This is a genomic window from Pararobbsia silviterrae (assembly GCF_003628125.1).
Taxonomy (GTDB): domain Bacteria; phylum Pseudomonadota; class Gammaproteobacteria; order Burkholderiales; family Burkholderiaceae; genus Pararobbsia; species Pararobbsia silviterrae.
Genome location: NZ_RBZU01000013.1, coordinates 51,855 through 77,003 on the forward strand (window position 1 = coordinate 51,855; position 25,149 = coordinate 77,003).

The window sequence follows — 25,149 nt, forward strand, 5'->3', positions numbered from 1 at the left end:
TCGTGGATCATTCCATGTCGCTTCCGCAAAAACACTGGGTCGGGTTGATCTTCTCGTTATCCGTGCGCGGCGGGTAGTAATGCCGCTGTATCGGATTCGTGCAACGCGAAATGGTGACGCGGAGGTAATTCCCGACATCGCGCTCGTCGACGACGACCTGTACGGTGCTTCCGCCGCCCTCGACGGACCGCAATCGCATCGATGCCTCGCGCATCTTGACCCACTGCTCGATACTCGCTTTCAAGACGACACCCAAGGCCTGGACGGTTCTGACTGTGTCGTCGCCCGCTTCGAGACCGTCGGCAACCTGCTGCGCGCCGAGCAATCTCGCTTGACCTTCGTCGATCACGATGACGCCCGCGCTATGGGCCGAGTACATCTGGTCGAGCGTGTCCAACGGAGACAGGTCGGCCGAAACAACGGGTAGCTCAAATTCCTGCATGGCGCCACCTCCAGGTCATGAACACGGCTCGTCGACAGAACGCGCGTTCGTCGCACATTCATTAAAGATTCCGCGATTCGGTTTGACAAGAAGGATTGCAAAGCAGGGCTCGCGTATGCCCGCGCGCGGGTAAGCGGCATCGTCGACGCGTCGTTTGGCGCGCTCGCGTGCATCGCACTCAATACATCAGCACGCTAAGCACTTGCCAAATCATGTATCGCGCACGATGGGACATCGGAAGTGCGCGGACCGCGCGCGCATGGATCGCTTTGCACAATGCGTCGTGCAAAGCGATTCGAAACCGGGGTCGTGACACGCTCACGTTCCTTCACGCAGCAAACGCAAGACTCGAATCGCGCGATACATCTCATGCCGGGCGCGAACAAACCTCGCATGCGATGCATCGCATGACAACGCCCTATCACGCCGTCACGGCAACTCCCGAATCATCGTGTTAACCGAGATATGCGGCCACTGGATCTTACCGGGCGTGCCATCCGTGCGCGGGAAAAACTCGAGAATCACGCGCTGCGCGTACTGGAGCACGTAACGTGTACCCTCGGCGACCTGAACTTCCTGCACCCAGAACGTCGCGATGACTTGCGCGGCTTGCGCTTGGGCGATGATGAACGGAATGTTCTGAATACCGCCGTTGAGCGTGCTGTCCACCGTAAACGTCGTCGTGTTCAGAATGACGGCACCAGGCAAGACCTTCTGGATCGCTCCGTTCAGGATCGCAAGCGGATTGCTCGGATCGAACACGCCTTGAAACGGCGCCGCATGGAAATGTTGGTAAGGCGCCAGATAGGGATTGGCCAAGGTCGGATTCGGAATGCCGATCGGCAAGGCCGAAAACGCGGCGAGCAATGCGGCGTTCGTGAGATCCGGCGCGCCCGGCTTGGCCGGAGCGCTGCCGCCATTGCCCATCGCAAGCACGACATCGCCGTGTGGGATATTCGCAAGGCGCGCGAGGTCCGGTCCGGCGACCGTGAGGTCCGCTCCCGTGCCCGTCAAATTAGCGAGGTGCAAAAAGATACCGGGCTCACGATGGATCCCGACCGGCGCGAGCGGCGGCACGCCGGGGCCCGGCTTGAGAAACTTTCCTTTCGGCGTGTCGTTCGTGTCGGGCGTGGCGGGGACCGCTACCGTGCCGTTCGCGTTGCTTGCGCCGTCGGTCGCCGCGACCTGATCAAGCGCCTGCAAATACCTTAATGCGGCCAGATGTTGATCCTGACGCGCGGCGCCGCGATTGGGCACGCCAAGATCGACGAGGTCGAAATCGAGCGTTTCGTTAGCCTGATTGACAAGCAGCCGAAAGTCGCCGAGCTGACCGGGCGGCCCAAATGGGAGCGCGATCATATTCCATGCGTGCCCTTCGAATCCGTGCGTGTTCGACCATTTTCCCGGGAGTTGCCCGAGTACGCCGAGTGCCGGATTGCCGCGCGCGCTCGGCGTGCTCTTGCAGATATACCGTCCGCCACTGATCAGTTCCTGGAGAAGATTGGCCGCTAGCATGTTCGCTCCTTTGAGTCGGTATGCGACAACAGCGCCTTTATCTTAGGTAACGTGTCTCGGAACATGGCGATTTTCAATTTCCGCGCTAATGCGAAGCATGAAAACTTTCAGGACGGGTTCGGTTGGCGCGCGCCGCGCTCATCGACGCGCGCGGATCCTCAATACGATCCCTCGCGGATCATCCTCGCCCAATCGCTTACCGATGCCTGCATGACCGTATTCCGGACATCGACGACATCGAAATCGGCGGACTATTCGCCGACCACCACGGGCAACGTCGGATCGGCGCGCCACTCGCTCAACGAGCCGTCGTAAACACTGAGGCGCTTGGCGTCGAACCCGAGCGCGACGAGACCCAACGCAAGACCGCACGCCGCGACGCCGCCCCCGCAATACAACACGAGCGTGTCCTCGTTGCGTATCCCGTGCGCGTCGATCTGCACGCGCAGGCGCGCGGGTTCGAACAAGCCGTTTTCATCGAGCAAATCCGCAAACGGCAGGCTGCGGCTTCCGGGAATATGGCCGCGTCGCGGATCGTCGCTGCCCTCGCCCGTGAAATCGCGATGCCGAAGCGCACAGAACGACTTCGCATCGCGCTCGCCATCGACGACGGCCTTCATTTGCGCGAGATCCACGAGATAACCGGGCGTCTCGCGCAAGACGACATCGCCCGCCGGCGCAATCGGCGCCACGCCGAACTCAAGCGCGCCGCCCTGCCGAACCCAGTGCCGCATACCGCCGTCAAGCACGGCGACATCGGTCAATCCGAACGCGCGCAGCACCCACCAGACGCGCGCGGCCCACACGCCGTTCAAACGATCGTAGACGACGATCGTGCTTCGCGTCGTGACGCCCAGCGCGCGCAGCACCGCTTGCAATGCATCGCGCGCCGGCTTCGTAAACGGATATTTCGCTAAAGGATCGGAAAACGCTTTGAACAGATCGGCAAATCGCGCATGCGGCAGATGCCCATCATTGACGAACAACGCGTGGCCGTCGCGATAGAGGCCACCGCCATCGGGCTTGGCCTCGCGATCGATCGTCGCGTCGAGCACGATCAGATCGGCATCGTCGATATGCTGTGCAAGCCACGTCGCCGAGACATACGTCGCGGGGGGAAAATCGTGCGGAGATATCGTGGTCATGATCGAACGGGGCGCCAAGGCGAATTCGAGTTTTTTTCACGCCGACGCGATTCACCGCGTTCGGGGCGCGTCAAACCCAGGTGATCGCGTAGCGTCCGGCCTTCATAGCGCGTACGCAGCAGGCCGCGCCGTTGAAGCTCGGGCACCACGTGCACACCGAATTCCTCGAAAGCGCCGGGGGTATGCGTCGCCTGAATCATGAACCCGTCTGCCGCGCCACGTTCAAGCCAATCCTGCATACGATCGGCGATTTCCGTCGGCGTGCCGATCATCTCGCCCTCGGTCCGCGCGCCGTACCAGGTCCCGATCTCGCGCAACGAGAGCTTCTCGCGCTGCGCGAATTCGAGGACTTCCTGATAGTGACCTTGCACGCCGACCTCTTCGAGCGAGGGCATCGGACCATCGAGATCGAAACGCGAGAGATCGACGTTGACGTGATACGAGAGCCGCTACAGACCCGCCTCGGGCGTCACGAGCGCCGCATACGCGTTGTGCTTCGCGATGGCTTCGTCATGCGTCGCGCCGATCACGGTCGTCGCGGCGACGATGACCTTGAGTTGATCCGGATCGCGTCCATGCGCTGCGGCGCGTTGCTTCATGTCGGCATAGAACGCCTGCGCGGACTCGAACGACTCGTGGCTGCAAAAAATGACATCGGCCCAGCGCGAAGCGAAATCGCGTCCCGCGGGAGACGCGCCGGCTTGCACGATGACCGGATACCCCTGCGGCGAGCGCGGCACGCCGAGCGGGCCCTGCACTTTGAAAAACTCGCCTTTGTAGTCGGTCGCGCGCACGCGTTCGGGATGACCGAACACGCCGCTCGCCTTGTCCATGACCAAGGCATCATCGGCCCAACTGTCCCAGAGCCGCGTCGTGGCCTCCATGAATTCCTCGGCCTTCGCGTAGCGCACGTCGCGCGGCGGAAGCTTGTCTTCGCCGAAATTCTGCGCTTCCGCGTCCTGAAAGCTCGTGACGACATTCCAGGCCGCGCGGCCGTGCGTCAGATGGTCGAGCGTCGAGAAGGTCCGCGCGAGCGTAAACGGCTGGTGATAGCCCGTCGATACGGTGGCCGCGAGACCCAGATGACGCGTCACGGCGGCCATGATCGCAAGCGCCGGCAAGGGATCGAGACGCGGCGTGCCGCTGCCCCAGCGGACCGCGGGATCGAAGTTGCCGCCGAGACTGCGCGGCATCGCGAGCGCGTCGGGAATAAAGGCCATATCGAAACACGCGGCTTCGAGCACGCGCGCGATATGCGTGTAGTACTCGGCGGACAGGAAGTTGTCCGCCGCGTCGGGATGGCGCCAGCCAATCGTGCCTTGCGCGCCCGCGTTCATGAATGCCGCGAGATGCATCTGGCCGGTACGAGAAAACGACATGATGATAAGGCGAGCGGCCGCGTGTTCAGTTGGCAGGGTCAAGCAAGGACAATTCGTCGAGGAACGCCACGGCGAACGAACCCGTGCCGCGCGCATGCGCTGCGCGTTCGGCGGCGACCTTGTAAATCGCATGGGCCGCACCGACGGCCTGCAGCGGCGATTTCGTATTCGCCAGCAGCGCCGCGATCAAGGCGCCGAGCGTGCACCCGGCGCCCGTGACCTGGGTGAGCCGCGCATCGCCGCCCCGTGTCGCAAGCACATGATCGCCGTCGGTGATGTAGTCGACGGGCCCGCTGACCGCGACGATCGCACCTGTCGTCTTCGCGAGACGCTGGACGATCGGCAACGCATCATCGGACCGCGCGGTGGTTTCGACGCCTTTGCCGCCCTCGCCGCCCGCGAGCGCGATGAGTTCGCTTGCATTGCCGCGGATCGCGGTCGGCTTGAACGGCAACAGCGAGCGGATGGCGGCGTCGTATTCGGGGCTGCCCGCGCCGAACGCGACGGGATCGAGCACCCACGGACGTCCTGCCTCATGGGCCGAACGCGCGGCCGTTTGCAGCGTATCGGGACCGCTGCTCATCAACGCCGCGCCATTGATCCACAAGGCATTCGCGCCGGCCGCGAAGCGGCTCGGCCAGTCGAGCGCGGCGCCGATCGCCGGCGCGGCGCCGACGGCGAGCAACGCGTTCGCGCTCAAGTTCGCCGCGATGTAATTCGTGAGGCCGTACACGAACGGTTGGTGGTGCTTGAGCGCGATCAGTTCGTCGCGAACCGCTTGATCAGCCCACGAAATGGTTGAAGCCATTGTCTATCCTTTTTAGCGAGTCGAAGAAATAGGAGTGCGGTCTGCGAGTCCGTTTGAGCCATTATGTTGAGACTCGATAGAGATCGCCACCGAAAAGTCGAGTCAGTCAAATGTCCCGCAGAGATCTGTTGAACGACGCATCCGCATGTCACGAGACGGAGCGTGCCGACCTGCGCAATGAGATTTCAAGCCGGCCCGAGCGAGGCGAGGATCGCATCCGCGAACTCGACGAAACCGGCGCCGCCCGGTCCGCGCGTGATCCAGCGCGGCGGCACCGGCAAATCCGGCAGATCGTTGACGACCGTGCTGACGCCCGCCGTATGCGTGAAGTATTCGAACATCGGCGCATCGTTGACCGAGTCGCGCGAATACGCGACGACACGCACCGCTTCGGCCGCCTCGACGCCATACGTCTGCTGGAGCACGCGCAGCGCCATCGACAGCTTGTTGTAGCCGCCGAACCACGCGAGCACCCAAAGATTGTTGATCGTCGCATCCGCGCCCGCGCCGACGAGCGCGTCGAGAATCCTCGTATCGGTCTCGCGATCCGTGCGTCTGAACGCGAGGCTCGCGAGCCGGAAGTCCTGATCGTCGGCGAGGATCGCGTGCGGCACCTCGCGCCGGACCGTGTTCGACAGCGTGTCGAGTCGTTCGCGCACGGACGCGAGGTCCTCGGCGAGATGCCAGAAGCGTCGCGCGACCGCGTGTCCGTCTGTGTCGCGTTGAAGAAAGAGACCGCCGTTTTCCGCGATCACGCCATCGACGGGCCACATGCGCGCCATCTGGTCGCACCAGCCCGCGGGCGCTGCGGTCACGGGGATCACGCGTATCCCGCGATGCTGAAGACGTTCGAGTGCCAGATAGGTACTCGCGTGCAGACGCCCTTGATAGGTCAGCGTCTCGTCCATATCGGTCAAGACGAAGCGAACGTCGGCAAAGTGCGCGGACGGCGAGGAAGACAGATCCCGCATACGGATATTCACGAAAAAGGGCTATCCATTATGCAGATTCGGGCGCGATGGCTTATGCCTGTTTCGGGAATGCTTATCGCGCGCGAACAGGATCGCGAACGCGTCGAAGTGATCGCGCCTCGCCATCCACCTCAAACTCGAGCTTCGAGATATTTCTCAAACAAATATCCGGGCGGCTGTGCCTCATCGAAGTCATGTGCCGACAACAGCGTGTACCCGTGCGACTGATACAACGCGATCGCCTCGGGCTGCCGCGGTCCGGTACCCAGAAAAACGCGCGTATAGCCCTGACGTACCGCCTCGGCTTCGAGCTCGACGAGAATCCGATGCGCGAGGCCTTGGCGGCGGTGATGCCGGCTCGTCCAGATCCGCTTGAATTCCGTCGTGCCCGCCTGCTCGTGCGCCATGAATGCGCCGCCCGCGATCGCTTGACCGTCGCGCAACAACAAGACGAACGCCCCCGTCGGCCTCACGAATAACTCGGCCGGATATCGCGAATGCAGTTCGACTTCGATTTCGTCGGCGCGAATGCGATCCGCATACCGCGTCCGATATTCAAACGAAAGTTCTTCAAACAACGGCTGCGCGCGCGGATCGTCGACGGCGACGTAGACGAATTCCTCGACGCCTGTCGCGCGCTCGGCCACGGCCGAATCGGAAAGAGAGGTCATGGATGGGACGTATCGCGATGTAAAGTGAACAAAAGCGCGGCCTATCTCAATGGCGCACGAGACCTTCGACGAGCTGCCGCAAAAATCGCTCGCCCGTCGCGAGCTGTTCGAGCGAGACATACTCGTTCGCGCGATGCGCCTGTTCGATATGACCGGGCCCGCAGACGATCGTCGGAATGCCGGCCTGCGCAAAGAGCCCCGCTTCCGTGCCGTACGCGACCTTGCGGCGTTCCGTGTCGCCCGTCAGCGAACGCACGAGCGTCGTGATCGCGGCCTGCTCGGCCGTATCGAGTCCCGGCGCCGACGACAAGCGAAGAAACTCGATTGCGGCGTCCGCATGTTCACGACGCATCGCGGGCAGCAGCGTATCGCGCGCATACGATTCGATTCGCGCGATCACGCCCTCGGGCGATACCGACGGAAGATTGCGAAACTCGAACGAAAACGTGCACTCGGCCGGCACGGTATTGATCGCGATGCCGCCTTGAATCAGGCTGGTCTGCGCCGTGGTATAGGGCACATCGAACAACGCGTCATACGGTCCCTGCGCGCGGAATTCATCGGCGATATCGCGGATGAAGCAGATCAGCCGCGCCGCATATTCGATCGCGTTCAAGCCCTGCGGCGTCAGCGACGAATGCGCGGCATGACCGCGCACGCAGCATTGATACGTCTGAATGCCCTTGTGCGCGACGACCGTGCGCATGCCCGTCGGCTCGCCGACGATGCAGCCTGCGGGACGATAACCGCGCTCGCGCAGATCGGCGATCATCGACGGCGCGCCGACGCAGCCGATCTCCTCGTCATACGACAACGCAAAATGAATCGGCTGCGCAAGCGGGCGATCTAGGATTTCCGGCAATAGCGCGACGGCCGTGCCGATAAACCCCTTCATATCGCATGTCCCGCGTCCATAGAGCTTGCCGTCACGTACGACAGGCACGAACGGATCGCTGTCCCATGCCTGCCCCGCGACCGGCACGACGTCCGTGTGCCCCGACAGCACGATGCCGCCCTGCGTCGAACCGTCATGCGCGGGCACCGTCGCAAACAGGTTCGCCCATCCTTCGCGACGATCGCGGATCAGCGTCGACGCGATACCGCGCCGTTCGAATTCGTCGCGTACGGTCTCGATCAGACCGAGATTGGGCACGCGGCTCGTCGTGTCGATCGAGACAAGCCTCTCGATCCATTGCAAGGCGGCCGGCGACGGCTGCGCCGCCGACGGTTCGACCTCAAGGTCAGTCACCGACATCGAATACTCCTGCACATGGCGTCGCATTCAAACGACGCCGACCATTCATCGGCGCGCACATGGAGGCTGTCCTGCTTAAGGACCGCACCGCCCATCCGCGCGCAAAGGTACTGGGTGAACCGGCTTAGTGGAGCTTGGGAAATCCATGACGCTCGGCCAGCAGCGCAAGGATCTGCTTCGGATCGCTGATGTAGCGCGTCGCGCCGAGCGTCAATGCCTCATCGGGCACGGGGCGCTCATCGCCCAGGATCAACACCGGCAAGCCCTGATGCGCTTCATCAAGCACGGCAATCACATCGGGCCGCGGCCGCGCGAACGCCACGCGCTTGACGTCGAGCTTCGCCACGCGTTCGGGATCGCTCGCAAGCAAGCCCTCGATCGAGACGCCGTGCGGGCAAACGAAGCGCTCGTCGGGATACTTGGGATCGGTAAAGCCCGGTTCCAGCAACAGCAAGAGATCTCGGCTCATCGTTATTTCAAAGACTCGAAGGGTGTCGATAAACGTGCATTCTGCTGATCGCCGTGAAGGCAGACCACCAAGCATTCCTTCCAAGAATATGTATGTCGCTGCTAAGACCGTGGCACGTAAAAGGTCGACACGCATGTGAAATGCTTAGCGCACGCCTTGCCGTCGCGCGCACAACGATCCGCGCATCCTGAGCTGACATGCACGTTCGAGATCAAACGGCCACCGCCTTCTGTGCGACCTTCGCATGCCAACCGAGCTCGGGCGCGATGCGTTCGACGACGTCGGTCAGAATTTGCTCGTACCATTCGAGCGGAAAGTCATAAGGCAGCTCGAGACGCAATTCGCCGACTTGCGCGAGCACGGGATCGGCCAGCAGCGTCTGGACGATCTGCTCGGACGAGCCGACGATGTCGGGCACGAACAAGGTGCGCCGCTCGCCTTGCGGCGCGAGCGTGCGCGCATGACGGCTCGCCGCGTACGCCGCATAGTGCTGCCGCGTCGCGGCATCGGCGCTGTCGGTCGGGATCACGACGCGCCCCAGCGCGACGCGCGCGCGCCGATACGCGTTCCATCGCGCGTGATAGACCGCGAGCTGGCGAAACTGCGCTTCGCGATAGTCATCGGTCTCCTCGCCCGTCGTCACGTTGCCGATCAACAGATTGAATCCGTTGAGCCCCGCCCATTCCGCCGAGCGTCGCGATCCGCCGCCATACCAGAGACGATCGGCGAGCCCGACCGCATACGGCGTCACGCGCGGCCGCACACGCCCCGCCGCCGATTCGACGAATGCCGTTTCGTCGCCGATCCAGTCCCCCGCGAGATTTTGTCGAAGCCGCTCGATGCGCTTGTGCGAGAAATCGATCTGCGCGGGATCGCCGTCAAACAGACGCTCGCTGAGCAGCGCGCCGTGCGGCGGCGCCCCCGCGCTCAAGCCGACGTTAAGACGCCCGCGCGACAGCACGTCGACCGTCGCGAGATCCTCGGCGAGCCGCAGCGGATTCTCATAACCCATCTGAATCACCGCGGTGCCCAGTTCGATGCGTGTCGTGCGTTGCGTCGCCGCCGCAAGAAATGTCGCGGCCGACGAGACCGCATGTTCGAGATGCCGCTGACGCACCCATGCGCCGTCGAATCCCAACGCCTCGCCGATCTCGAACAGCGCGAGGGCGTCGTCGATGCCTGCGTCGACCGCGTCGCCCCGGTAATTGCCCGGCGTCAGAAATGCAAGGTGATCGATCTGAACCTGACTCATGCGAACCTCGGCCTCATAGAGCGGAAAAGCGGTCTTTCAAAGCACTTTGGACAGAAACTCGCGCGTGCGCGGATGCGACGGATTGACGAGCACCTGTTCGGGCGTACCGAGCTCGACGACCTTCCCGCCGTCCATAAATGCGATCGTATCGGCGACTTCTCGCGCGAAGCCGATCTCATGCGTGACGATGATCAGCGTCGTGCCCGAGCGCGCGAGTTGACGGATCACGTCGAGCACTTCGTTGACGAGCTCCGGATCGAGCGCCGACGTCGGCTCGTCGAACAACAACACTTTGGGCTTGATCGCGAGCGCGCGCGCAATGGCGACGCGTTGCTGCTGACCGCCCGACAATTGCCGCGGCCACGCTTGCGCCTTGTGCGCGAGACCCACGCGTGCAAGCAATTCGCGCGCTTCGGCTTCGGCCTGTTCGCGCGGCACGCCGGCCGCGAGCGGCGCCTCGACGATATTGTCGAGCACGCTCAGATGCGGAAACAGATTGAAGCTCTGGAACACCATCCCGACTTCGGTACGCCGCCGCAAGACTTCTTTTTCCTTGAGCTCGTAAAGCGTGCGTCCTTCCTTGCGATAGCCGACGAGTTCGCCGTCGATATCGATAAACCCGTCATCGACGCGTTCGAGGTGATTGATCGACCGCAGCAACGTCGACTTGCCCGAACCCGACTGGCCCAGAATGACGGTCACGCTGCCCGAGGGCACCGACAGCGACACGTTGTCGAGCACCTTGTGCGATCCGAAGCTCTTCGACACGTTGTGCACGCCGACCCGTCCCCCGACGCGTTGCCGCGCCCAGCTCGCCGCGGCGTCCTGCGAAGCGGCGCCCGACGCGCCGGGCGGCCCCGACACGCGACGCGCTTCGGCTTTATGACGACGCGTGTCACGACGCGTCTCGCCGCTGCGCCAGGGCAAGCCCTTGACGCCCTGACGCGTCGCACCCCGTGCGAAATGTCGTTCGATGAAATACTGAATGCTAGACAGCACCGTGAGGATCACGAGATACCAGATCGTCGCGACCATCAGCAGCGGAATGACCTCAAGATTGCGGTGATAGACGATCTGCACCGTATAGAACAGATCGGGCATCGCGAGGATATAAACGACCGAGGTGCCCTTCGCAAGGCCGATCACGTCGTTGAACGCAGTCGGAACGATCGCGCGCATCGCCTGCGGCAGCACGATCCGGAACGCCTGACGCCGACGCGGCAAACCGAGCGCCGCGGCCGCTTCGCGCTGTCCCGCGTCGACCGAGAGGATGCCGCCGCGAATCGCCTCGGCCGCGAACGCCGCATGATTCAACGTGAGCCCGAGCACAGCCGCGAAAAACGGACTGATCAGGTTCGCGGTCGGCGCGTCGATCAGCACATAGTGCGTCCACGGCACGCCGACATGCACGGTCTCGTACAGATAGCCGACGTTGTTGAGCAACAGCAGCAGCACGATCGGCGGAATCGAGCGGAACAGCCAGATATACGCCCACGCGAACGTTGCAAGCGGCCGCGACGGCGAGACGCGCGCAAGCGCGAGCGGCACCGCGAGCGCAAAGCCGAACGCACCGGCAAGCGCGGTCAGCACGAGCGTCTGCGCGAGCCCGTCGAGAATGGGCTCGGCAAGAAACCACTGCGCGAACACATCCCAACCCCAGTGCGGATTGCCGAGCACCGAGTTGAGCACGACGCCCGCGATCGCCACGGCGATCACCGTGGCCACGAGACGCGCCGGATGCCGAACCGGCACGATCCGGTAATGCGCGTAGTCGGATGCCGGTTCACGCGTGTGCGACGGCTCAATATGATCGGCGATCTGGGTCGTCTCGCTCATGGTCTCGATATCTCCTGTCGTGCGGGTCCGCTCAAACGGTCTCGGCGAGCGCGTATCGGCTTGCTTTCTTGGGCAGGCCCAGATGGTCGCGCAAGGTCTCTCCCGTCAGTTCGCGGCTGAAGCGGCCGCGCGCTTCGAGCACCGGCAGCACGAGACGCGCGAAGTCGTCGAAGCCTTCGGCCTGAACCGGGAAGCCGAGAATGAAACCATCGGCCGCGCCTGCATCGAACCAGCGAATCAGTTCGTCGGCGACGTGCTCGCCCGTGCCGAGAAACTGCGATTTCGGCGTCGCCGATTCGAGCGCGACTTCGCGCAGCGTCAGATTGCGTTTCTTGGCCTCGGCCTTGATATGGTCGGTCGTCGAGCGGAAGCTGTTCTTGCCGAGATCGCCGAGTTCGGGGAACGGCGCATCGAGCGGATACTGCGAGAAATCGTGATGCTCGAAGAAGCGGCCGAGATAGGCGAGCGCGTCCTCGATCGAAAGCAACTCGCGGATCGTCCGGTATTTCTGCTCGGCCTGCTCGTGCGTTTCGCCGACGATCGGCCCGATGCCCGGATAAATCTTGACGTCCGACGCGAGACGTCCGTGAGCGACCGCGCTCTCGCGCACGCGCCGCGCGAATTCAAGCGTTTCCTCAAGCGACGGCGAATGCGTGAAGACCGCATCGGCGTACTTGCCCGCGAGATCGATGCCCGCATCGGACGAGCCCGCCTGGAAAATCACCGGCTGTCCTTGCGGCGAACGCTGAATGTTCAACGGCCCCGCAACCTTGAAGAAACGGCCTTCGTGATCGAGCGTATGGAGCTTCTCGCGATCGAAGAACTGGCCCGTCTTGCGATCGCGCGGGAAGGCATCGTCATCCCAGCTATCCCAGAGACCCTGGACGACGTCGAGATATTCATCGGCGATCTGGTAGCGCAACGCATGATTCGGATGTTCGCCGCCGTAGTTCTTCGCCGACCCTTCGAGCGGCGACGTCACGACGTTCCATCCCGCCCGGCCGCCGCTGATCAGATCGAGCGACGCGAATTGACGCGCGACCGTAAACGGGTGGCTATACGAGGTCGACAGCGTGCCCGCGAGACCGATCTTCGACGTCGTGGTCGCGAGCGCCGACAGCACCGAAATCGGCTCGAAACGATTGAGGAAATGCGGAATCGACTTCTCGTTGATATAGAGCCCGTCGGCGACGAACGCAAATGCGATGCCGTTCCGCTCGGCCTTTTGCGCGATGCCCGTGATGAACTTGAGATTGACGCTGGCATCCGCGGGACCGCCCGGGTGCTTCCATGCATTCATATGGCCGCCGGGGCCGTGCAACATAATGCCGAATGACAGTTTTCGTTGGCTCATGATTCGATTCGAAGAAGTGAATAAACGCGATGCGATCAGGCGCGTACGGCCTGGACGACTTCGGCAAGCGCCTCGAACGACGCAAGACGCGTCGCATAGTCGGAAACGGGCGCATCGATGACGAATTCCTCGATGCCGAAGCGCTCATGCAGCGCGTCGAGATCGCGCTGCACGTCGTCGGCCGTGCCCGCGATCACGTGCGGATGCAGTTCCTGCAGCGTGTAATCGCTGACACCGATCTGACGCGCATATTCGGCCGCCGCTTCGGGACTCGGCAAATTGACGCTCTGTCCGTTCGACAGTTTCACTTTGAAAATGCGCAGCCCCGCGACATGCCGCTGCGCCGTTTCTCTCGATTCGGCCGCCACGGCGTAGAGCGCGAGCAACGGCGTACGGCCCGTGACGCTGCGATACGCGTGGATCGACTGTTCGATATTGGTCTCATCGCCATTGAAATGTCCCGCGTAGCAGTATTCCCAGTCATGGCGCGCGGCAAGCGCGGCGCTCTCGGGACTGCCGCCGAGCAACACGCGCTGCGGCGACTCGGGCGGCGCCGGATAGGTCCGCGCGCCCGCGAGCGGATGATCGTCGCCGACGCCGCCGTCGAGAAAGGCATCGAGATCGGCAAGCTGCTCGTCGAAGCTTTGTTTGAGGGCCTTGTCGTGATACCGCTGCAAGGCGCGTGTCGACGACGGCAAGCCGCCGGGCGCCTTGCCGACGCCGAGATCGACGCGTCCGGGTGCAAGCGACGCAAGCAAGCGAAACGCCTCCGCGACTTTATAAGGGCTGTAATGCTGAAGCATCACGCCGCCCGACCCGACGCGAATCCGCGAAGTCCGCGCGAGCAGATGCGACACGAGCACTTCGGGCGCCGAGCTCGCGAGAATCGGTGCGCCATGATGCTCGGCAACCCAGAAGCGCCGATAACCGAGCGCCTCCGCGCGTTGCGCGAGATGGATCGTGAATTGAAGCGCGTCGTGCGCGGTCGCCCCCTCGGCGACGGGACTCTTGTCGAGAATCGAAAGCGAATAAGGCATATCAGATTGATCCGTGACGCCTGCCGGGCAGGCGTAAAGTCCACGATGCGTCAAAAACGCTCAAGCGATGCATTCCATTATGTCGAGCGGAATGCACCGCCGTTCGAGCGATTTCTCCTATCGATATGGCGCAGACATCAGAACTGATATCGCGCCCGCAGGTAATAAAAGCCGCCGTTCACGCCGATCGTCGAAGCGAACGCGTCGTACTGGGCGCCTTCGAGCTGGGCTTCATACGGCAGCTTGGTCGGATAGACGTTGAACAGATTGTTCGCACCGACGGCGATCTGGAATTTCTTCGTCACGTCGTAGCGCACTTCGACGTCGGTCGTATAGCGCGCGGCGTTCTTGAACGAAATGAAATTCGTCGTCGAGAACGCATCGGGGCCGACGATATAGGTCTCTTCCGACGTCGTCGAACCGAAGCGCGTTTCATGCAGCGTCACGCCCCACTTGTCGAGCTTCCACGTGCCGCCGACGATGATCTTGTTCTTCGGCGTCGACGTCGTCAGCCAGGCGATCTGTTGCGAATTGAGTTCGGGTTGACCGGCCGCGTTCGTCGCGACCTTCGTGACCGAGGTCGTGTTGAAGTTGATGCCGAGATCCCAATCGACGATGCCGTACTGACCGAATTCCGTGTGATAAGTCGCCGTCAGATCGAGACCGCGCGTTCGTGTGTTCGCGCCGTTCGTGAAGTAGCTCGCCGAGACCGCCGAATCGGGGATCGTCGACGGGACCGAGAGCCCCGCGGCCTGCAGCGCCGCGATGGCCGCCGCGCCGGACGCCGTGCCGCCTTCGACGATGCGGTCGCGGATATCGATCTGATACGCGTCGATCGCCGCATGCAGGTTCTCGACCGGATTGAGCACGAGGCCGACGTTGAAGTTCGTCGACTTCTCGGGTTTGAGCGCTTGCGCGCCGATGAGCTTCGCCGCGGCGGAGTTCGCCGCGAGCAGACCCGCGACCGACGCCGGCGACTCGTTGATGTTGCTGTAATACTCTTCGGCGAGCGACGGCGCGCGGAAGCCCGTGCTCGCGCTCGCGCGCACCGCGACCTGCGGCGTGAAGTCGTAGCGCGTCGAGATCTTGCCGTTGGTCGTGTCGCCCACGTCGCTGTAGTGTTCGAAGCGGCCCGCGAGGTCCACTTGCCATTGCGAGGTGAGATGCGACGACAGGTCGATATACGTACCGATCACGTCGCGCGACGTGTCGCTCGCGCTGACCGGCGCGAGACCCGGCAGCGCCTGCGAACCGCCGTACAGATACGACGCGGGATCGCCCGCATCGATCGTGTAGGTCTCGCGCCGTTGCTCGACGCCGAACGACAGCGTGACCGGCGCCGGCAGCACGGGCAACTGGAACGTGCGCGTCAAATCGAGGTTGTTCGTGAGCTGCGAATTGCTGATCGTCGCGAGATGGAACGACGTCGGTGTATAGCCCTCGGCCGCGTACAAGCCCGTGTTCGCGGAGTCGAACATGCCGAAGCTTTCGTGGTCGCCGCCGTACGTCGTGCTCAGGTCCCAGCCGAAGCCGAAGAAGTCCGTGCCCTTCACGCCCGCCGTGATCGAGAAATCGTTTTCGCTGACGGTTTCCTGCGGCACGAAACCATCGGGATAGATCTCGGGCAACACGGTCGGCGGACGGTAGTTCTGATACGCCTTCGCGTCGCGGTGCGCGTACGTGCCGAATCCATAGACCTGAACATCGTCGGTCAGGTCATAGCCCGCGTTGAACCCGAACGACTGGCGCGTGACCGACGGATCGCCCTCGATCGGGTTGTAGAACCCCTGTCCTTGCGGGAACGTGCCGAAGTAATCGTCGGCCCCCGTGCGCACCGTATGATTCTGCCGCGCATATTCGGCGCTGAGATCGAGAAAGCCCTTGTCGAACAGGTTCAAGCCGACGACGGCCGATTCCTGGTTCTTGAGGCCGTCGCCCGCGTACGTCTGCCCCGTCGTGCTCTGAACTTCGCCCCCTTCGGTACGGCGCTTGAGAATGATGTTGATGACGCCCGCGATCGCGTCCGAACCGTATTGCGCGGATGCGCCGTCGCGCAGGATTTCGATGTGGTCGATCAAGGCGACCGGAATCGTATCGATGTCGACGCCCGTCGAGCCCTGATTCAGGCCGCCGTCGAGCGCGATATTGGCCGTCGTATGACGGCGCTTGCCGTTGACGAGCACCAGCACGTGATCGGGCGTCAGACCGTGCAGCGATAGCGCGTCGGTCAGCACGGCCGCGTCGCCCGCATACGATTCCTTCGTGATCGACGGCGACAACTGTATCAGCGCGTCGCGCAGATTGGTCTGCCCTGTCGATTGGAGCGTCTGACCCGTGATCACGTCGACCGGCGTCAGACTCTTGCTCGCCTTCGTGTCGGTGCGCGTGCCCGTGACGATGACCGTGTCCTGCTGGACTGTATTCGTGCCGGCCGTGGGCGTCTGCGCCGCATTGGACGGCTGCGCCTGCGCGCTCTGCGCCGGCGGTTGAGGCGCGGCTGCCGCGCCGGCATCACTCGCCGCGCTCGCCGACTGTGCCCAGCTCGCGCCGTGGCACGCCGCCAGCACCGCGAACGAAATGACTTTCAAGCGCATTCCCGTGGGGACGTGTGAGACCCTGTTCTTTATAGTCGTGTGCATCGCGAATCCAATGGTTCATGGCAGCGCGTTTCGAACGCGCGCAGCACGACACCGCGCGAGACGACATCGTCACGCGGATGACTTGACTACGCGCAGGGAAAGGCGCCGGGTGAGTTAAGGCGGGGGGCAATCAGGGAAGGCGCGATATGTCGCCCTCCCGGAAACTCAGTCGCGCGGCAGACCGGGCGGATTGGTCTGCGATTGGGTGATCGCTTCGGCGCTCAGATTCCAGCGCGCAAGCACCTGCGGATACTTGCCGTCCTGGATCAGGTCGTTGAGCAGCAGCGTGATCGGCGCGGCCAAGCCGCTGCCTTTGCGCGTCGTGATCGCGACATCGGCCGTAAGCGGCCAGCCGCCGCTGATCGTGCCGACTTCGCGCAGATCGTTCTTGAGCGCGGCTTCATAGGCGAGGCCCGCGTTGACGCTCAGGATCGCGTCGGCGCGGCCTGACTGGAGCGCCACGTCCCGCACGGCCTCGTCATCGAAATAGACGATTTGCACCGGCTTGAGGCCATGCGCGATGTTCTGCTTGTTCCATTCGAGCAGGATCTTTTCCTGGTTCGTGCCCGAATCCGTGATCACGCGCAGGCCCGCGACGTCCTTGGGCTCGCGAATCGCCTGAATCGTGCTTTTCTTAGGGACATAAAAGCCCACGACATCGCGGCGATAGGTCGAGAAATCGAATTTGTCCTTGCGCTGCTCGGTCACCGTCACATTCGAGAGCACCGCGTCGACCTTGCCCGACGCCAACGCAAGCGGCCAATCCTCCCAGGCAAGCGGCACGATCTTGAGCTTGCGGCCCAGGCCGTCCGCGACGAGCTGCGCGAGATCGGGATCGACGCCGACGAGCGTCTTCGCATCGGCCGCATAGGTGTTGAGCGGCAGAAACGCGGGCGTCATGCCGATCACGAGCGCGTCCTTGTCGACGAACGCGAAGCTCGCCGGCACGGCCTTGATCGCCGCGTTATCGACCGTCGTGCGCAGCCGCGTCTGCGGATCCTGGCGCGGATCGGGCGCCGTCGAAGCGTGCGCCACGGACGCGATCAGCGAAGTCAGGGCGAAGACCGTGCGCAATGCAACCGCGCGTACTTTCCGGGTGTGTGACATGAGACGACCTTTATTCAGAATCCATGCGGGGAAATACGCGCGTCAGCGCGGGAGATTCAAGCCGGATAGCCGAGCGGCTCGGGTGCGCGCAGCGCATCCAACGTATCCTTGCGTGCCGGCTCGACCAGGTCCTTGCCGAACGGCAAGCGGAAATGCACCTCGGGCGCGATCGACACGTCATAAAGCGGCTCGTAGCCGGCCTTCCGATAAAGCGCCGCGGCTTCGGGCTGTCTGAAGCCCGTCGTCAGATACACACGCCGATAACCTTGCCGCACGGCGCGCGCCTCGAGTTCCTCGACGATCCGATGCGCGAGCCCCTGACGGCGCTGATCCGCGCGCGTCCAGATCCGCTTGAGTTCGGCGGTCGTCCCGTCGTAGCGCTTGAACGCGCCGCCGCCGACCGTCTCGCCGTCAAGCAGCGCAACAATAAATGCGCCATGCGGCGGCACGAACAATTCGGCCGGATACCGTGCGAGTTCGTCGCTCGCGGACGTCGCGGCATTGCGGCGGAAGTCGCCATAGCGCGTCGCGTACTCGATCTGAAGCGCATCGAGCAGCGGGCGCACCACGGGGTCATGCAAAGACGTGTCGATGATTTCGTAGGCCATCACGGATAACTGTATGCATCCCTGTCACGCATCCATTGCGAAGCGATGGACCGAGACACGGAAGGGTTCGATCTGGAGGCACGATATCAGGGCGTTCTTTGCACACAAACGAAGCAATAAGGCGATGGTTATGTGCACAAACGCTTGGATCTTTTACACGCTTTCTTACCGCTGATTTTTATGAATCGGAATAAAGACGGGTGCGCATGCGCGCGCACCCCGGGCGAATGACGTCGATCGTCACCCAGGGTCCGGGAGCCCGGCCGTGGGAGGCAGGACGCCTTAGCGGCTGATTTCCTCAGCGAGGTGAAACAGGCAATCGCCGCGCTCGGTCAAGGCGTGAGCACGCTTGCAGACAACCACGCCCGAAGCGCCGAAATGCAGCGTCACGGGCGCCTTGAGCGGCGTGTCGGGGAAATGGATGCGCGCCGCGGGCTGGCCTTCGACGACATGCTCGCCGAGCGCCGCAAGCGGCTCGAAGATGCCGCGATCGTAAGCATAGACGTAGTGGCGCGCGAGCGAGACCGTGAAGAAACGCGTTTCGTAGGGCGGACGGTCGGGCACGAGCGGACCGTCGAGCAGCCCGATATGACCGAGTACATGCAATAGCCCCTGACGCGCATCGCGCACGAGTCCGTGCTGCACGTGCGCGCCGCCGCCGAGTTCGGTCAGGATCGACAGCGCGCCTTGCCGCCTCGCCGCGCTCGACGCGTGGACGGGGTTGCCCGGATGAAGGAACGCGCGAGGCAGGCCGAAGGCGCGCAGCAGCTCGACAAGCCGGCGTTCCTCGTCGGCATCGCGCGGCTCGATCGCGAGCATGTTCGCGCCATCGTAGACGAGCGAACTGCCGCCCGAATGAAGATCGATCAGATAGTCCGCGCGCGCGAGCAGCGTGTGCTCGATATAGTGGGCGATCGCGGCCGTCGGCGTGCCGCGGGCTTCGCCCGGAAACGCGCGGTTGAGGTTGCCCTCGTCGAGCGGCGACGTGCGCAAACCCGCGGCGGCCGCAGGAAAATTGGCCATCGGCAACAGAATCAATTGCCCGTGGACCCACTGCGGTTCGATCTCGCGGATCAGGCTCGAGACAAGCACCTGCCCCTCAAATTCGTCGCCGTGATTGCCGCCGAGGACGACGACCACGGGACCCTCGCCGCGCCGGATCGATGCAATCGGAATCGGAATCCATCCGTACGCCGAGCGATGGACCGAATGCGGCAGACGCACGTAGCCGACGTGATGACCGTCGGCATCGAGATCGACTTCGCTGAAGAGCGTGCTCACTGCATATACCGCTCGTTGCCCACCACGCCGATATTCGTCGCGCCCGCGCGTTGCGCGGACGCGAGAATCTGCGCAACGAAGCGGTATGGCGCAAGGTTATCGGGGAACAGATGCAATTCGGGCTGCGTCGCTTGCGCGGCGACCTGCGCCATATGCGCGTCGAGATCGGATTGCGATGCGATCGCGGTACCGTCCCACGTGATCTCGCCGCTCGGCCCCACATTGATCTGCACGACCGGCGGCGGCGCGCTAGGCGGCGGATTGCCCACCGGAAGGTCCATCTTGACCGAGTGCATCTGGATCGGAATCGTGATGATCAGCATGATCAGCAGCACGAGCATCACGTCGATCAGCGGCGTCGTATTGATGTCGACGAGTACATCCGGCTCCGAGTCGCCGGACGATACGTTCATCCCCATATCGGGCTCCGTTCAGCCGCCGCGCGCGGGCGGCTGCGTAATGAATGAGATTTTCGAAATGCCCGCGCGTTCGCAGGTCGTGATCACGCGTCCGATCGACTCGTAGTGCGTCTCCTGATCGCCGCGGATATGCACTTCGGGTTGCGGCGTGGCCACCGAAACCGTCTTGAGTTTCGCGAGCAGCGTCGCCGCGTCGATCTGCTTCTCGTTCCAGAACACCTTGCCCTCGCGATCGACGGCGAGTTCGACCGCATCGGGACGCGTCTGCAAAGGATTGACGGCTTCCTTGGGCAATTGAACCGGCACCGTATGCGTGACGACCGGAATGGTGATCAGGAAAATGATCAGCAACACGAGCATGACGTCGACGAGCGGCGTCGTATTGATCGAGGCGATGACCTCGTCATCGTCTTCCTGCGCGACATTCATCGCCATGGCATGCGTCTCCTGGCCCTGGCGCGCTTAGTTCGCGCGAGCCGTGGCCGCCACGACGCGAACCGGGCGCCGCGCGCCCGCGAGCAGCACCGTATGCAGTTGCGCGCCGAATGCGCGCACGCGTTCCATGACCGACTTGTTCCGGCGCACGAGGAAGTTGTAGCCGAGCACGGCCGGCACGGCGACCGCGAGACCGATGGCCGTCATGATCAGCGCTTCGCCGACGGGACCGGCGACCTTGTCGATCGATGCCTGACCGGCGATGCCGATCGCGGTCAACGCGTGGTAGATGCCCCAGACCGTGCCGAACAGGCCCACGAACGGCGCCGTCGAACCCACTGTCGCGAGAAACGCGAGGCCGTCCTGAAGCCGGTTCGATACGCTCGTGATCGCGCGATCGATCGAGACTTGAATCCACGTGTTGCGATCGACTTGTTCGAGCAGCGCTTCTTCATGATGTTCGCCGGCCTCGATGCCGGTCTGCGCGACGAAACGGAACGGCGAGCGCGCGTCGAGCTGCTCGGCGCCCGTGCTCAGCGACGGTGCGCTCCAGAGCTGTTCGTCGGCCGATTTGGCGCGCCGGTTCGTGCGCGCCTGTTCGAAGAACTTCGTGATCATGATGTACCAGCTGCCGATCGACATCAGCGCAAGCAGAAACAGCACGAAACGCGCGACGAAATCGCCGTTGGCCCAGAGCGCGCCCAGGCCATAAGGATTCGCGGCATCGGCCGCCGCGCTCGCGTCCTGCGCGACCGCGGACGGTGAAAGCGTCATCGATGCGATAACAGATGCCGCGACGAAAACGTTCGTCGCGAACGAGGCAAGAGAGAGCTTCTTCATGGGGACTCCGAGTGCTTCATAAAGAGAGTGAGTCGCGATTGCGCGGGGGTTCGACGTCCCCTCGCCTCGATTCACTTAGTTCAGATTGAACGAGAAAGGCACCTGCACGCGCACGGCCTGCCCTTGCGAAATACAGTTGAATTTCTTGACGACGTTGAACGCCGCGCGATCGAGAACCGGGTCGGCCGACTGCTCGACTTTTTCGTCGGTCACATGACCTTGTTCATCGACGACGAATGAAATGAGCACGTCGCCCGTGATGCCGTTGTCCTGCGCTTCAGCCGGATACTTGAGTCCGGCCCGCACTTGCGCCGCGTTCGGACAAACGACGCCGATCTCGTGACTCACGGGTTTGGCCGGGGCCGGCGGCGCGGGCGGCGCCTCGACGACGGGCGCCGGCGTCACGGGCGTCGTAACCGGATCGGCTTGATGCGCGATCGGCGCCACCGGCGGCGGCGTCGCGACGTGCACCTCGGGCGGCGGCACGAAGGGCCGCGGAGGCGGCTTGATCTTGGGCGGGGGTTCCTTGACGATCGGCACCGGCGGCGGAGGCGGCGGCTTGATCGGCTCGATGATCTTGGCTTCGATGGGTTTCTGAATGACCTGGACCACCTTGTTCGCGAGGCCATTCTTGAGTGCCCAGATAAAGAGCACGTGGAGCGCGAGCACGAGCGCGAAGCCGGCGTATTTACGCCATGACGCCGCTCCACCATTGCCCGCGGCCCATGTTCCCACAGGCCTCACGGACCGCTGCCCTTCGTGGACAAGCTCTACGGACATTCGACACTCCAATCGTCACAATCTGCCGCACATATCGTCGCGGCGCTTACCCACACGCGGACGCACCTTCGTCCGACATGTGGTCGAGTGACTATTTTCCGGAAGTGCCTGTACCAACTCCAATAACGATTCGAAAAATCCTTATTCCACGAATGGGACTTTATATATTCCAAACGAGGAAAGCGCTCCCAAGCGCGCTCGCAAGCTGAGCAATGGCCCGCGTCTCGGTGTTAGAGGCTGCCTCACGAAGCGGCTTGCGTCCGCACTTCGATCGCGACGTCCTTGCCCCGCGTACCGACGCCGATCGTATATCGCACGTTCTGCCCTCGGACGAGGTCGGCGAATTCTCCGTTCACGAGCGCCGTGTGGTGGAAGAACAGATTTTCGCCGCCCACGGCCGGCGTGATGAAGCCATAGCCGTCGAGCAGATTGCAGATCGTGCCGAGCTGCCAACCGTCGTCGTCCTGGACAGCGGCTTGCGCGTCGTCGTCGCCCGTCTGTCCTTCTTCATGCGGAGCGCGGCGGCGCACGAAGAAGTGCTTCATCGCGCTCGCCTCGGATTCGGGCAGGCTGTCCATGTTCTCGACGATCGCGCTCATGTCGAGCGGATACGTCGCTTCGTTCATGAGGATCTGCGATGCGCGGCTGCCCGCCTCCTCGCCGCTTTCCGTCTTGTACGTGAAGCTCCAGCCCAGCACGGCGACGCGCACGCCCATGCGATGGAGCTTCTTGACGAGCGGCAGATAATCGCTGTCGCCGCAGACGAGCACGACGACGTCGAGTTCCTTCAATTGCGCCAGCTCGAAGCATTCGAGCGCGAGCCAGACATCGATGCCTTTCTCGCCGTAGCCGTCCGAATCGAAACGCGGCTGCATCGGCAGATAGTGCGTCGTGACGCCTTCCTTGATGAGCACGTCTTCCCAGATGCGCTCCTTGTACAGCCCGCCCTCGCGTTCCGCGACCTGCTGCGTCGAAAAGCGCCCTCGGAAATAATGCGCCTCGACAACGGACACGAATTTCGGATCCCATGCCTCCTCGCGCGCGACCCGTGCCTTGATGAATTGATGAAGGCCGCTGATGCTGATGCGCGACTGTCGTTCGTGCCGATACATGTAGTACGACGACACGATGGAGAAATAGGATCCGTCGTAAAAGACACCGATCTTCGTGAGTTTCTTCATTTAGGATTCAGCGAGAAGCGGCCGCGTTCGCGGACTCGCACGGCAGGAACACCGCATGGACGTGACGGTGTTCGTGGCCGTGATGCAGCCAGAATGCACGCAGCTTGCTTTCGACATCGATGAATTCAAGGCAGTGCGGAAACCGGTGATGCACGTGTTCGACATGTCGATGATGAATGCGATCGCCGTTCAGGTAGCCCGCGTGGACCTGATGCAGCAAAGCTTGCTCGATACCCGCGTGTTTGGCTTGCCGCAATAGATGCCGCGCGAGATTCGGCCGTTTGAAGCGATGCCAGAAGCGGGTCGGCGACGCCGTCGCCGAGTGATGAAAATAAAGACGCAGCGCGATCAGTTGGCTCATGGTCGAGGACGAAAGAGACGCATCAGGAATCGGCGGCCGTCGTCGAGGCGCTGCGCACGCGGCGAAGCGCGGGAATATCGGCCAATCGCGCGCCGAGCGGAAACAGCCTGTGCTTCGGATGCCCGACGCGTTGCGCGCGATAAATTCCCGTGTGGCCCGAGAACAGATAGCTGATCACGCACGCGAGCCCCGCATAGACGCCGATATGCGGCCCGAACAATTCGATGGCCATCATCGTCGAGGCGAGCGGCGTATTGGCCGCACCCGCGAAGACGGCCACGAAACCGAGGCCGGCGAGCACGGGCGCGGGCAACGCGAGCACATGCGAGAGCGCATTGCCGAGGGTCGCGCCGATATAGAACAAGGGCGTGACTTCACCGCCCTTGAAACCCGACGCCAGCGTCATCACGGTAAAGACAAACTTGCCCGCGAAATCGTAGACGGGCAGATCGCCGCGAAACGCAGCTTCGATCGTCGGAATGCCCAGCCCCAGATATTGCGGCACATGGAAGACCATGCCGAACGTCGCGACGACCGCGCCGCCGATCAACGGACGCGCGGGCGCATACCGGATCTTGCGCTTGATGAACGCGGACAGCGCGTGCGTCGAATCGGCGAACAGCATGCCGACGACGCCGAACGCGATCCCCGCGACGATCACCGACACCGCGCCCGTCGCCGAGAGCGCCGGCACGAACGGCACCACGTACACCGTATGATGAATGCCCCAGAGCCGGCACACCGCGTCGGCGACAATCGACGAGGCGAAACACGCGAGCAAGGCGTCATAGCGCAAACGGCCGATCGCGAGCACTTCGAGCCCGAAGATCGCCCCCGCGAGCGGCGTGCCGAAGACCGAGGAAAAACCGGCCGCGATGCCGCCCATCAGCAAAATGCGACGGTCGTCGCGATCGAGTCCGAATACGTGCGTCACGCGATCCGCGAGCGCGCCGCCCATTTGAACCGCCGTGCCTTCGCGCCCCGCCGATCCGCCGAATAAATGCGTGATCACCGTGGCGATCAGCACGAGCGGCGCCATGCGCTTAGGCACGATTTTCTTGGGATCGTGGATTTCGTCGATCAGCAGATTGTTGCCGCCTTCGACGCTTTGACCGACACGGTAATAGATCCAGCCCGTCGCAAAGCCGGCGAACGGTAAAAGCCACACCAGTCCCATATGCGCGGACCGCGTATCGGTCGCGAGATCGAGCGCATAAAGAAAGAGCGCCGAGGCCGATCCGGACAGCGTGCCCACCAGGGTCGAAAAAAACAGCCAGCGGCCCAGATGCGGCAACATCGCGATCTGTTCGAGAGAAGTCAGACGTTTCATCGGTTTTCAGATTTGACAGAACATCAAACCCGGG

Annotated in this window: 25 protein-coding genes; all 25 read right to left on the reverse strand. The window is 63.1% G+C overall.

What is annotated here, in order from left to right; genetic code table 11:
• Positions 1 to 7: 7 nt before the first annotated feature.
• Positions 8 to 442 carry a hypothetical protein gene (locus D7S86_RS23230; RefSeq protein WP_147432441.1) on the reverse strand — a complete coding sequence of 145 codons (435 nt, stop codon included), beginning with the start codon at positions 440 to 442 and terminating at the stop codon, positions 8 to 10.
• Positions 443 to 871: 429 nt separating this feature from the next.
• Positions 872 to 1,957, reverse strand: coding sequence for a heme-binding protein (locus tag D7S86_RS23235; protein WP_121089856.1), 1,086 nt, complete (start codon positions 1,955 to 1,957; stop codon positions 872 to 874).
• Positions 1,958 to 2,208: 251 nt separating this feature from the next.
• Positions 2,209 to 3,102 carry a sulfurtransferase gene (locus D7S86_RS23245; protein WP_121089860.1) on the reverse strand — a complete coding sequence of 298 codons (894 nt, stop codon included), beginning with the start codon at positions 3,100 to 3,102 and terminating at the stop codon, positions 2,209 to 2,211.
• Positions 3,099 to 3,497 (reverse strand): LLM class oxidoreductase, encoded by a 399-nt coding sequence (locus tag D7S86_RS30010; RefSeq protein WP_205962878.1) that lies wholly within the window; start codon positions 3,495 to 3,497, stop codon positions 3,099 to 3,101. Before D7S86_RS30010 ends, D7S86_RS23245 begins: the two co-directional genes overlap by 4 nt.
• A gap of 54 nt (positions 3,498 to 3,551) precedes the next feature.
• On the reverse strand, positions 3,552 to 4,481 hold the full coding sequence (locus tag D7S86_RS23250; RefSeq protein WP_205962879.1) for an NtaA/DmoA family FMN-dependent monooxygenase: 930 nt from the start codon (positions 4,479 to 4,481) through the stop codon (positions 3,552 to 3,554).
• Positions 4,482 to 4,506: 25 nt separating this feature from the next.
• Positions 4,507 to 5,289: a hydroxyethylthiazole kinase gene (thiM, locus tag D7S86_RS23255; protein WP_121089862.1), complete on the reverse strand. Its 783-nt coding sequence runs from the start codon at positions 5,287 to 5,289 to the stop codon at positions 4,507 to 4,509.
• 185 nt (positions 5,290 to 5,474) lie between these two features.
• Entirely contained in the window at positions 5,475 to 6,260 is a 786-nt protein-coding gene (locus D7S86_RS23260) for an HAD-IIB family hydrolase (RefSeq protein ID WP_121089864.1), read from the reverse strand.
• Positions 6,261 to 6,391: 131 nt separating this feature from the next.
• Entirely contained in the window at positions 6,392 to 6,931 is a 540-nt protein-coding gene (locus D7S86_RS23265; RefSeq protein WP_121089866.1) for a GNAT family N-acetyltransferase, read from the reverse strand.
• 46 nt (positions 6,932 to 6,977) lie between these two features.
• Entirely contained in the window at positions 6,978 to 8,186 is a 1,209-nt protein-coding gene (argE, locus tag D7S86_RS23270) for an acetylornithine deacetylase (protein ID WP_121090062.1), read from the reverse strand.
• Positions 8,187 to 8,310: 124 nt separating this feature from the next.
• Positions 8,311 to 8,655 (reverse strand): DUF3088 domain-containing protein, encoded by a 345-nt coding sequence (locus D7S86_RS23275; RefSeq protein WP_121089868.1) that lies wholly within the window; start codon positions 8,653 to 8,655, stop codon positions 8,311 to 8,313.
• A 211-nt stretch (positions 8,656 to 8,866) separates the two neighbouring features.
• Complete coding sequence (locus D7S86_RS23280) at positions 8,867 to 9,907, reverse strand: LLM class flavin-dependent oxidoreductase (RefSeq protein WP_121089870.1); 1,041 nt, start codon at positions 9,905 to 9,907, stop codon at positions 8,867 to 8,869.
• 36 nt (positions 9,908 to 9,943) lie between these two features.
• Complete coding sequence (locus D7S86_RS30450; RefSeq protein WP_121089872.1) at positions 9,944 to 11,743, reverse strand: amino acid ABC transporter permease/ATP-binding protein; 1,800 nt, start codon at positions 11,741 to 11,743, stop codon at positions 9,944 to 9,946.
• A 31-nt stretch (positions 11,744 to 11,774) separates the two neighbouring features.
• Complete coding sequence (locus D7S86_RS23290; protein WP_121089874.1) at positions 11,775 to 13,097, reverse strand: LLM class flavin-dependent oxidoreductase; 1,323 nt, start codon at positions 13,095 to 13,097, stop codon at positions 11,775 to 11,777.
• A gap of 35 nt (positions 13,098 to 13,132) precedes the next feature.
• The gene (locus D7S86_RS23295) at positions 13,133 to 14,134 is read right to left on the reverse strand and encodes an LLM class flavin-dependent oxidoreductase (RefSeq protein WP_121089876.1); all 1,002 of its coding nucleotides are present in this window, start codon (positions 14,132 to 14,134) and stop codon (positions 13,133 to 13,135) included.
• 137 nt (positions 14,135 to 14,271) lie between these two features.
• The gene (locus tag D7S86_RS23300; protein WP_240648368.1) at positions 14,272 to 16,728 is read right to left on the reverse strand and encodes a TonB-dependent receptor plug domain-containing protein; all 2,457 of its coding nucleotides are present in this window, start codon (positions 16,726 to 16,728) and stop codon (positions 14,272 to 14,274) included.
• 210 nt (positions 16,729 to 16,938) lie between these two features.
• On the reverse strand, positions 16,939 to 17,880 hold the full coding sequence (locus tag D7S86_RS23305) for an ABC transporter substrate-binding protein (protein ID WP_121089880.1): 942 nt from the start codon (positions 17,878 to 17,880) through the stop codon (positions 16,939 to 16,941).
• 56 nt (positions 17,881 to 17,936) lie between these two features.
• The gene (locus tag D7S86_RS23310; protein WP_121090064.1) at positions 17,937 to 18,488 is read right to left on the reverse strand and encodes a GNAT family N-acetyltransferase; all 552 of its coding nucleotides are present in this window, start codon (positions 18,486 to 18,488) and stop codon (positions 17,937 to 17,939) included.
• Between the two features lie 282 nt (positions 18,489 to 18,770).
• Positions 18,771 to 19,769: a succinylglutamate desuccinylase/aspartoacylase family protein gene (locus D7S86_RS23315; protein WP_121089882.1), complete on the reverse strand. Its 999-nt coding sequence runs from the start codon at positions 19,767 to 19,769 to the stop codon at positions 18,771 to 18,773.
• Entirely contained in the window at positions 19,766 to 20,188 is a 423-nt protein-coding gene (locus tag D7S86_RS23320; RefSeq protein WP_121089884.1) for an ExbD/TolR family protein, read from the reverse strand. Before D7S86_RS23320 ends, D7S86_RS23315 begins: the two co-directional genes overlap by 4 nt.
• Positions 20,189 to 20,200: 12 nt before the next feature.
• Entirely contained in the window at positions 20,201 to 20,623 is a 423-nt protein-coding gene (locus tag D7S86_RS23325; RefSeq protein ID WP_121089886.1) for an ExbD/TolR family protein, read from the reverse strand.
• A 27-nt stretch (positions 20,624 to 20,650) separates the two neighbouring features.
• Positions 20,651 to 21,463 (reverse strand): MotA/TolQ/ExbB proton channel family protein, encoded by an 813-nt coding sequence (locus tag D7S86_RS23330; protein ID WP_121089888.1) that lies wholly within the window; start codon positions 21,461 to 21,463, stop codon positions 20,651 to 20,653.
• Positions 21,464 to 21,538: 75 nt separating this feature from the next.
• Entirely contained in the window at positions 21,539 to 22,243 is a 705-nt protein-coding gene (locus tag D7S86_RS23335; protein ID WP_121089890.1) for an energy transducer TonB, read from the reverse strand.
• Between the two features lie 242 nt (positions 22,244 to 22,485).
• A complete protein-coding gene (locus D7S86_RS23340; protein ID WP_121089892.1) occupies positions 22,486 to 23,424 on the reverse strand; it encodes an NYN domain-containing protein in 939 nt (312 codons plus the stop codon).
• A gap of 7 nt (positions 23,425 to 23,431) precedes the next feature.
• On the reverse strand, positions 23,432 to 23,785 hold the full coding sequence (locus tag D7S86_RS23345; RefSeq protein WP_121089894.1) for a DUF190 domain-containing protein: 354 nt from the start codon (positions 23,783 to 23,785) through the stop codon (positions 23,432 to 23,434).
• 22 nt (positions 23,786 to 23,807) lie between these two features.
• Positions 23,808 to 25,115 (reverse strand): voltage-gated chloride channel family protein, encoded by a 1,308-nt coding sequence (locus tag D7S86_RS23350; protein ID WP_121089896.1) that lies wholly within the window; start codon positions 25,113 to 25,115, stop codon positions 23,808 to 23,810.
• Positions 25,116 to 25,149: the final 34 nt, after the last annotated feature.

Bases quoted from the DNA above. Each gene is read 5' to 3' on its own strand.
- D7S86_RS23230 (WP_147432441.1), bottom strand. From the start codon at position 442: ATGCAGGAATTTGAGCTACCCGTTGTTTCGGCCGACCTGTCTCCGTTG.
- D7S86_RS23235 (WP_121089856.1), bottom strand. From the start codon at position 1,957: ATGCTAGCGGCCAATCTTCTCCAGGAACTGATCAGTGGCGGACGGTAT.
- D7S86_RS23245 (WP_121089860.1), bottom strand. From the start codon at position 3,102: ATGACCACGATATCTCCGCACGATTTTCCCCCCGCGACGTATGTCTCG.
- D7S86_RS30010 (WP_205962878.1), bottom strand. From the start codon at position 3,497: ATGCCCTCGCTCGAAGAGGTCGGCGTGCAAGGTCACTATCAGGAAGTC.
- D7S86_RS23250 (WP_205962879.1), bottom strand. From the start codon at position 4,481: ATGTCGTTTTCTCGTACCGGCCAGATGCATCTCGCGGCATTCATGAAC.
- thiM (WP_121089862.1), bottom strand. From the start codon at position 5,289: ATGGCTTCAACCATTTCGTGGGCTGATCAAGCGGTTCGCGACGAACTG.
- D7S86_RS23260 (WP_121089864.1), bottom strand. From the start codon at position 6,260: ATGCGGGATCTGTCTTCCTCGCCGTCCGCGCACTTTGCCGACGTTCGC.
- D7S86_RS23265 (WP_121089866.1), bottom strand. From the start codon at position 6,931: ATGACCTCTCTTTCCGATTCGGCCGTGGCCGAGCGCGCGACAGGCGTC.
- argE (WP_121090062.1), bottom strand. From the start codon at position 8,186: ATGTCGGTGACTGACCTTGAGGTCGAACCGTCGGCGGCGCAGCCGTCG.
- D7S86_RS23275 (WP_121089868.1), bottom strand. From the start codon at position 8,655: ATGAGCCGAGATCTCTTGCTGTTGCTGGAACCGGGCTTTACCGATCCC.
- D7S86_RS23280 (WP_121089870.1), bottom strand. From the start codon at position 9,907: ATGAGTCAGGTTCAGATCGATCACCTTGCATTTCTGACGCCGGGCAAT.
- D7S86_RS30450 (WP_121089872.1), bottom strand. From the start codon at position 11,743: ATGAGCGAGACGACCCAGATCGCCGATCATATTGAGCCGTCGCACACG.
- D7S86_RS23290 (WP_121089874.1), bottom strand. From the start codon at position 13,097: ATGAGCCAACGAAAACTGTCATTCGGCATTATGTTGCACGGCCCCGGC.
- D7S86_RS23295 (WP_121089876.1), bottom strand. From the start codon at position 14,134: ATGCCTTATTCGCTTTCGATTCTCGACAAGAGTCCCGTCGCCGAGGGG.
- D7S86_RS23300 (WP_240648368.1), bottom strand. From the start codon at position 16,728: ATGCGCTTGAAAGTCATTTCGTTCGCGGTGCTGGCGGCGTGCCACGGC.
- D7S86_RS23305 (WP_121089880.1), bottom strand. From the start codon at position 17,880: ATGTCACACACCCGGAAAGTACGCGCGGTTGCATTGCGCACGGTCTTC.
- D7S86_RS23310 (WP_121090064.1), bottom strand. From the start codon at position 18,488: ATGGCCTACGAAATCATCGACACGTCTTTGCATGACCCCGTGGTGCGC.
- D7S86_RS23320 (WP_121089884.1), bottom strand. From the start codon at position 20,188: ATGGGGATGAACGTATCGTCCGGCGACTCGGAGCCGGATGTACTCGTC.
- D7S86_RS23325 (WP_121089886.1), bottom strand. From the start codon at position 20,623: ATGGCGATGAATGTCGCGCAGGAAGACGATGACGAGGTCATCGCCTCG.
- D7S86_RS23330 (WP_121089888.1), bottom strand. From the start codon at position 21,463: ATGAAGAAGCTCTCTCTTGCCTCGTTCGCGACGAACGTTTTCGTCGCG.
- D7S86_RS23335 (WP_121089890.1), bottom strand. From the start codon at position 22,243: ATGTCCGTAGAGCTTGTCCACGAAGGGCAGCGGTCCGTGAGGCCTGTG.
- D7S86_RS23340 (WP_121089892.1), bottom strand. From the start codon at position 23,424: ATGAAGAAACTCACGAAGATCGGTGTCTTTTACGACGGATCCTATTTC.
- D7S86_RS23345 (WP_121089894.1), bottom strand. From the start codon at position 23,785: ATGAGCCAACTGATCGCGCTGCGTCTTTATTTTCATCACTCGGCGACG.
- D7S86_RS23350 (WP_121089896.1), bottom strand. From the start codon at position 25,115: ATGAAACGTCTGACTTCTCTCGAACAGATCGCGATGTTGCCGCATCTG.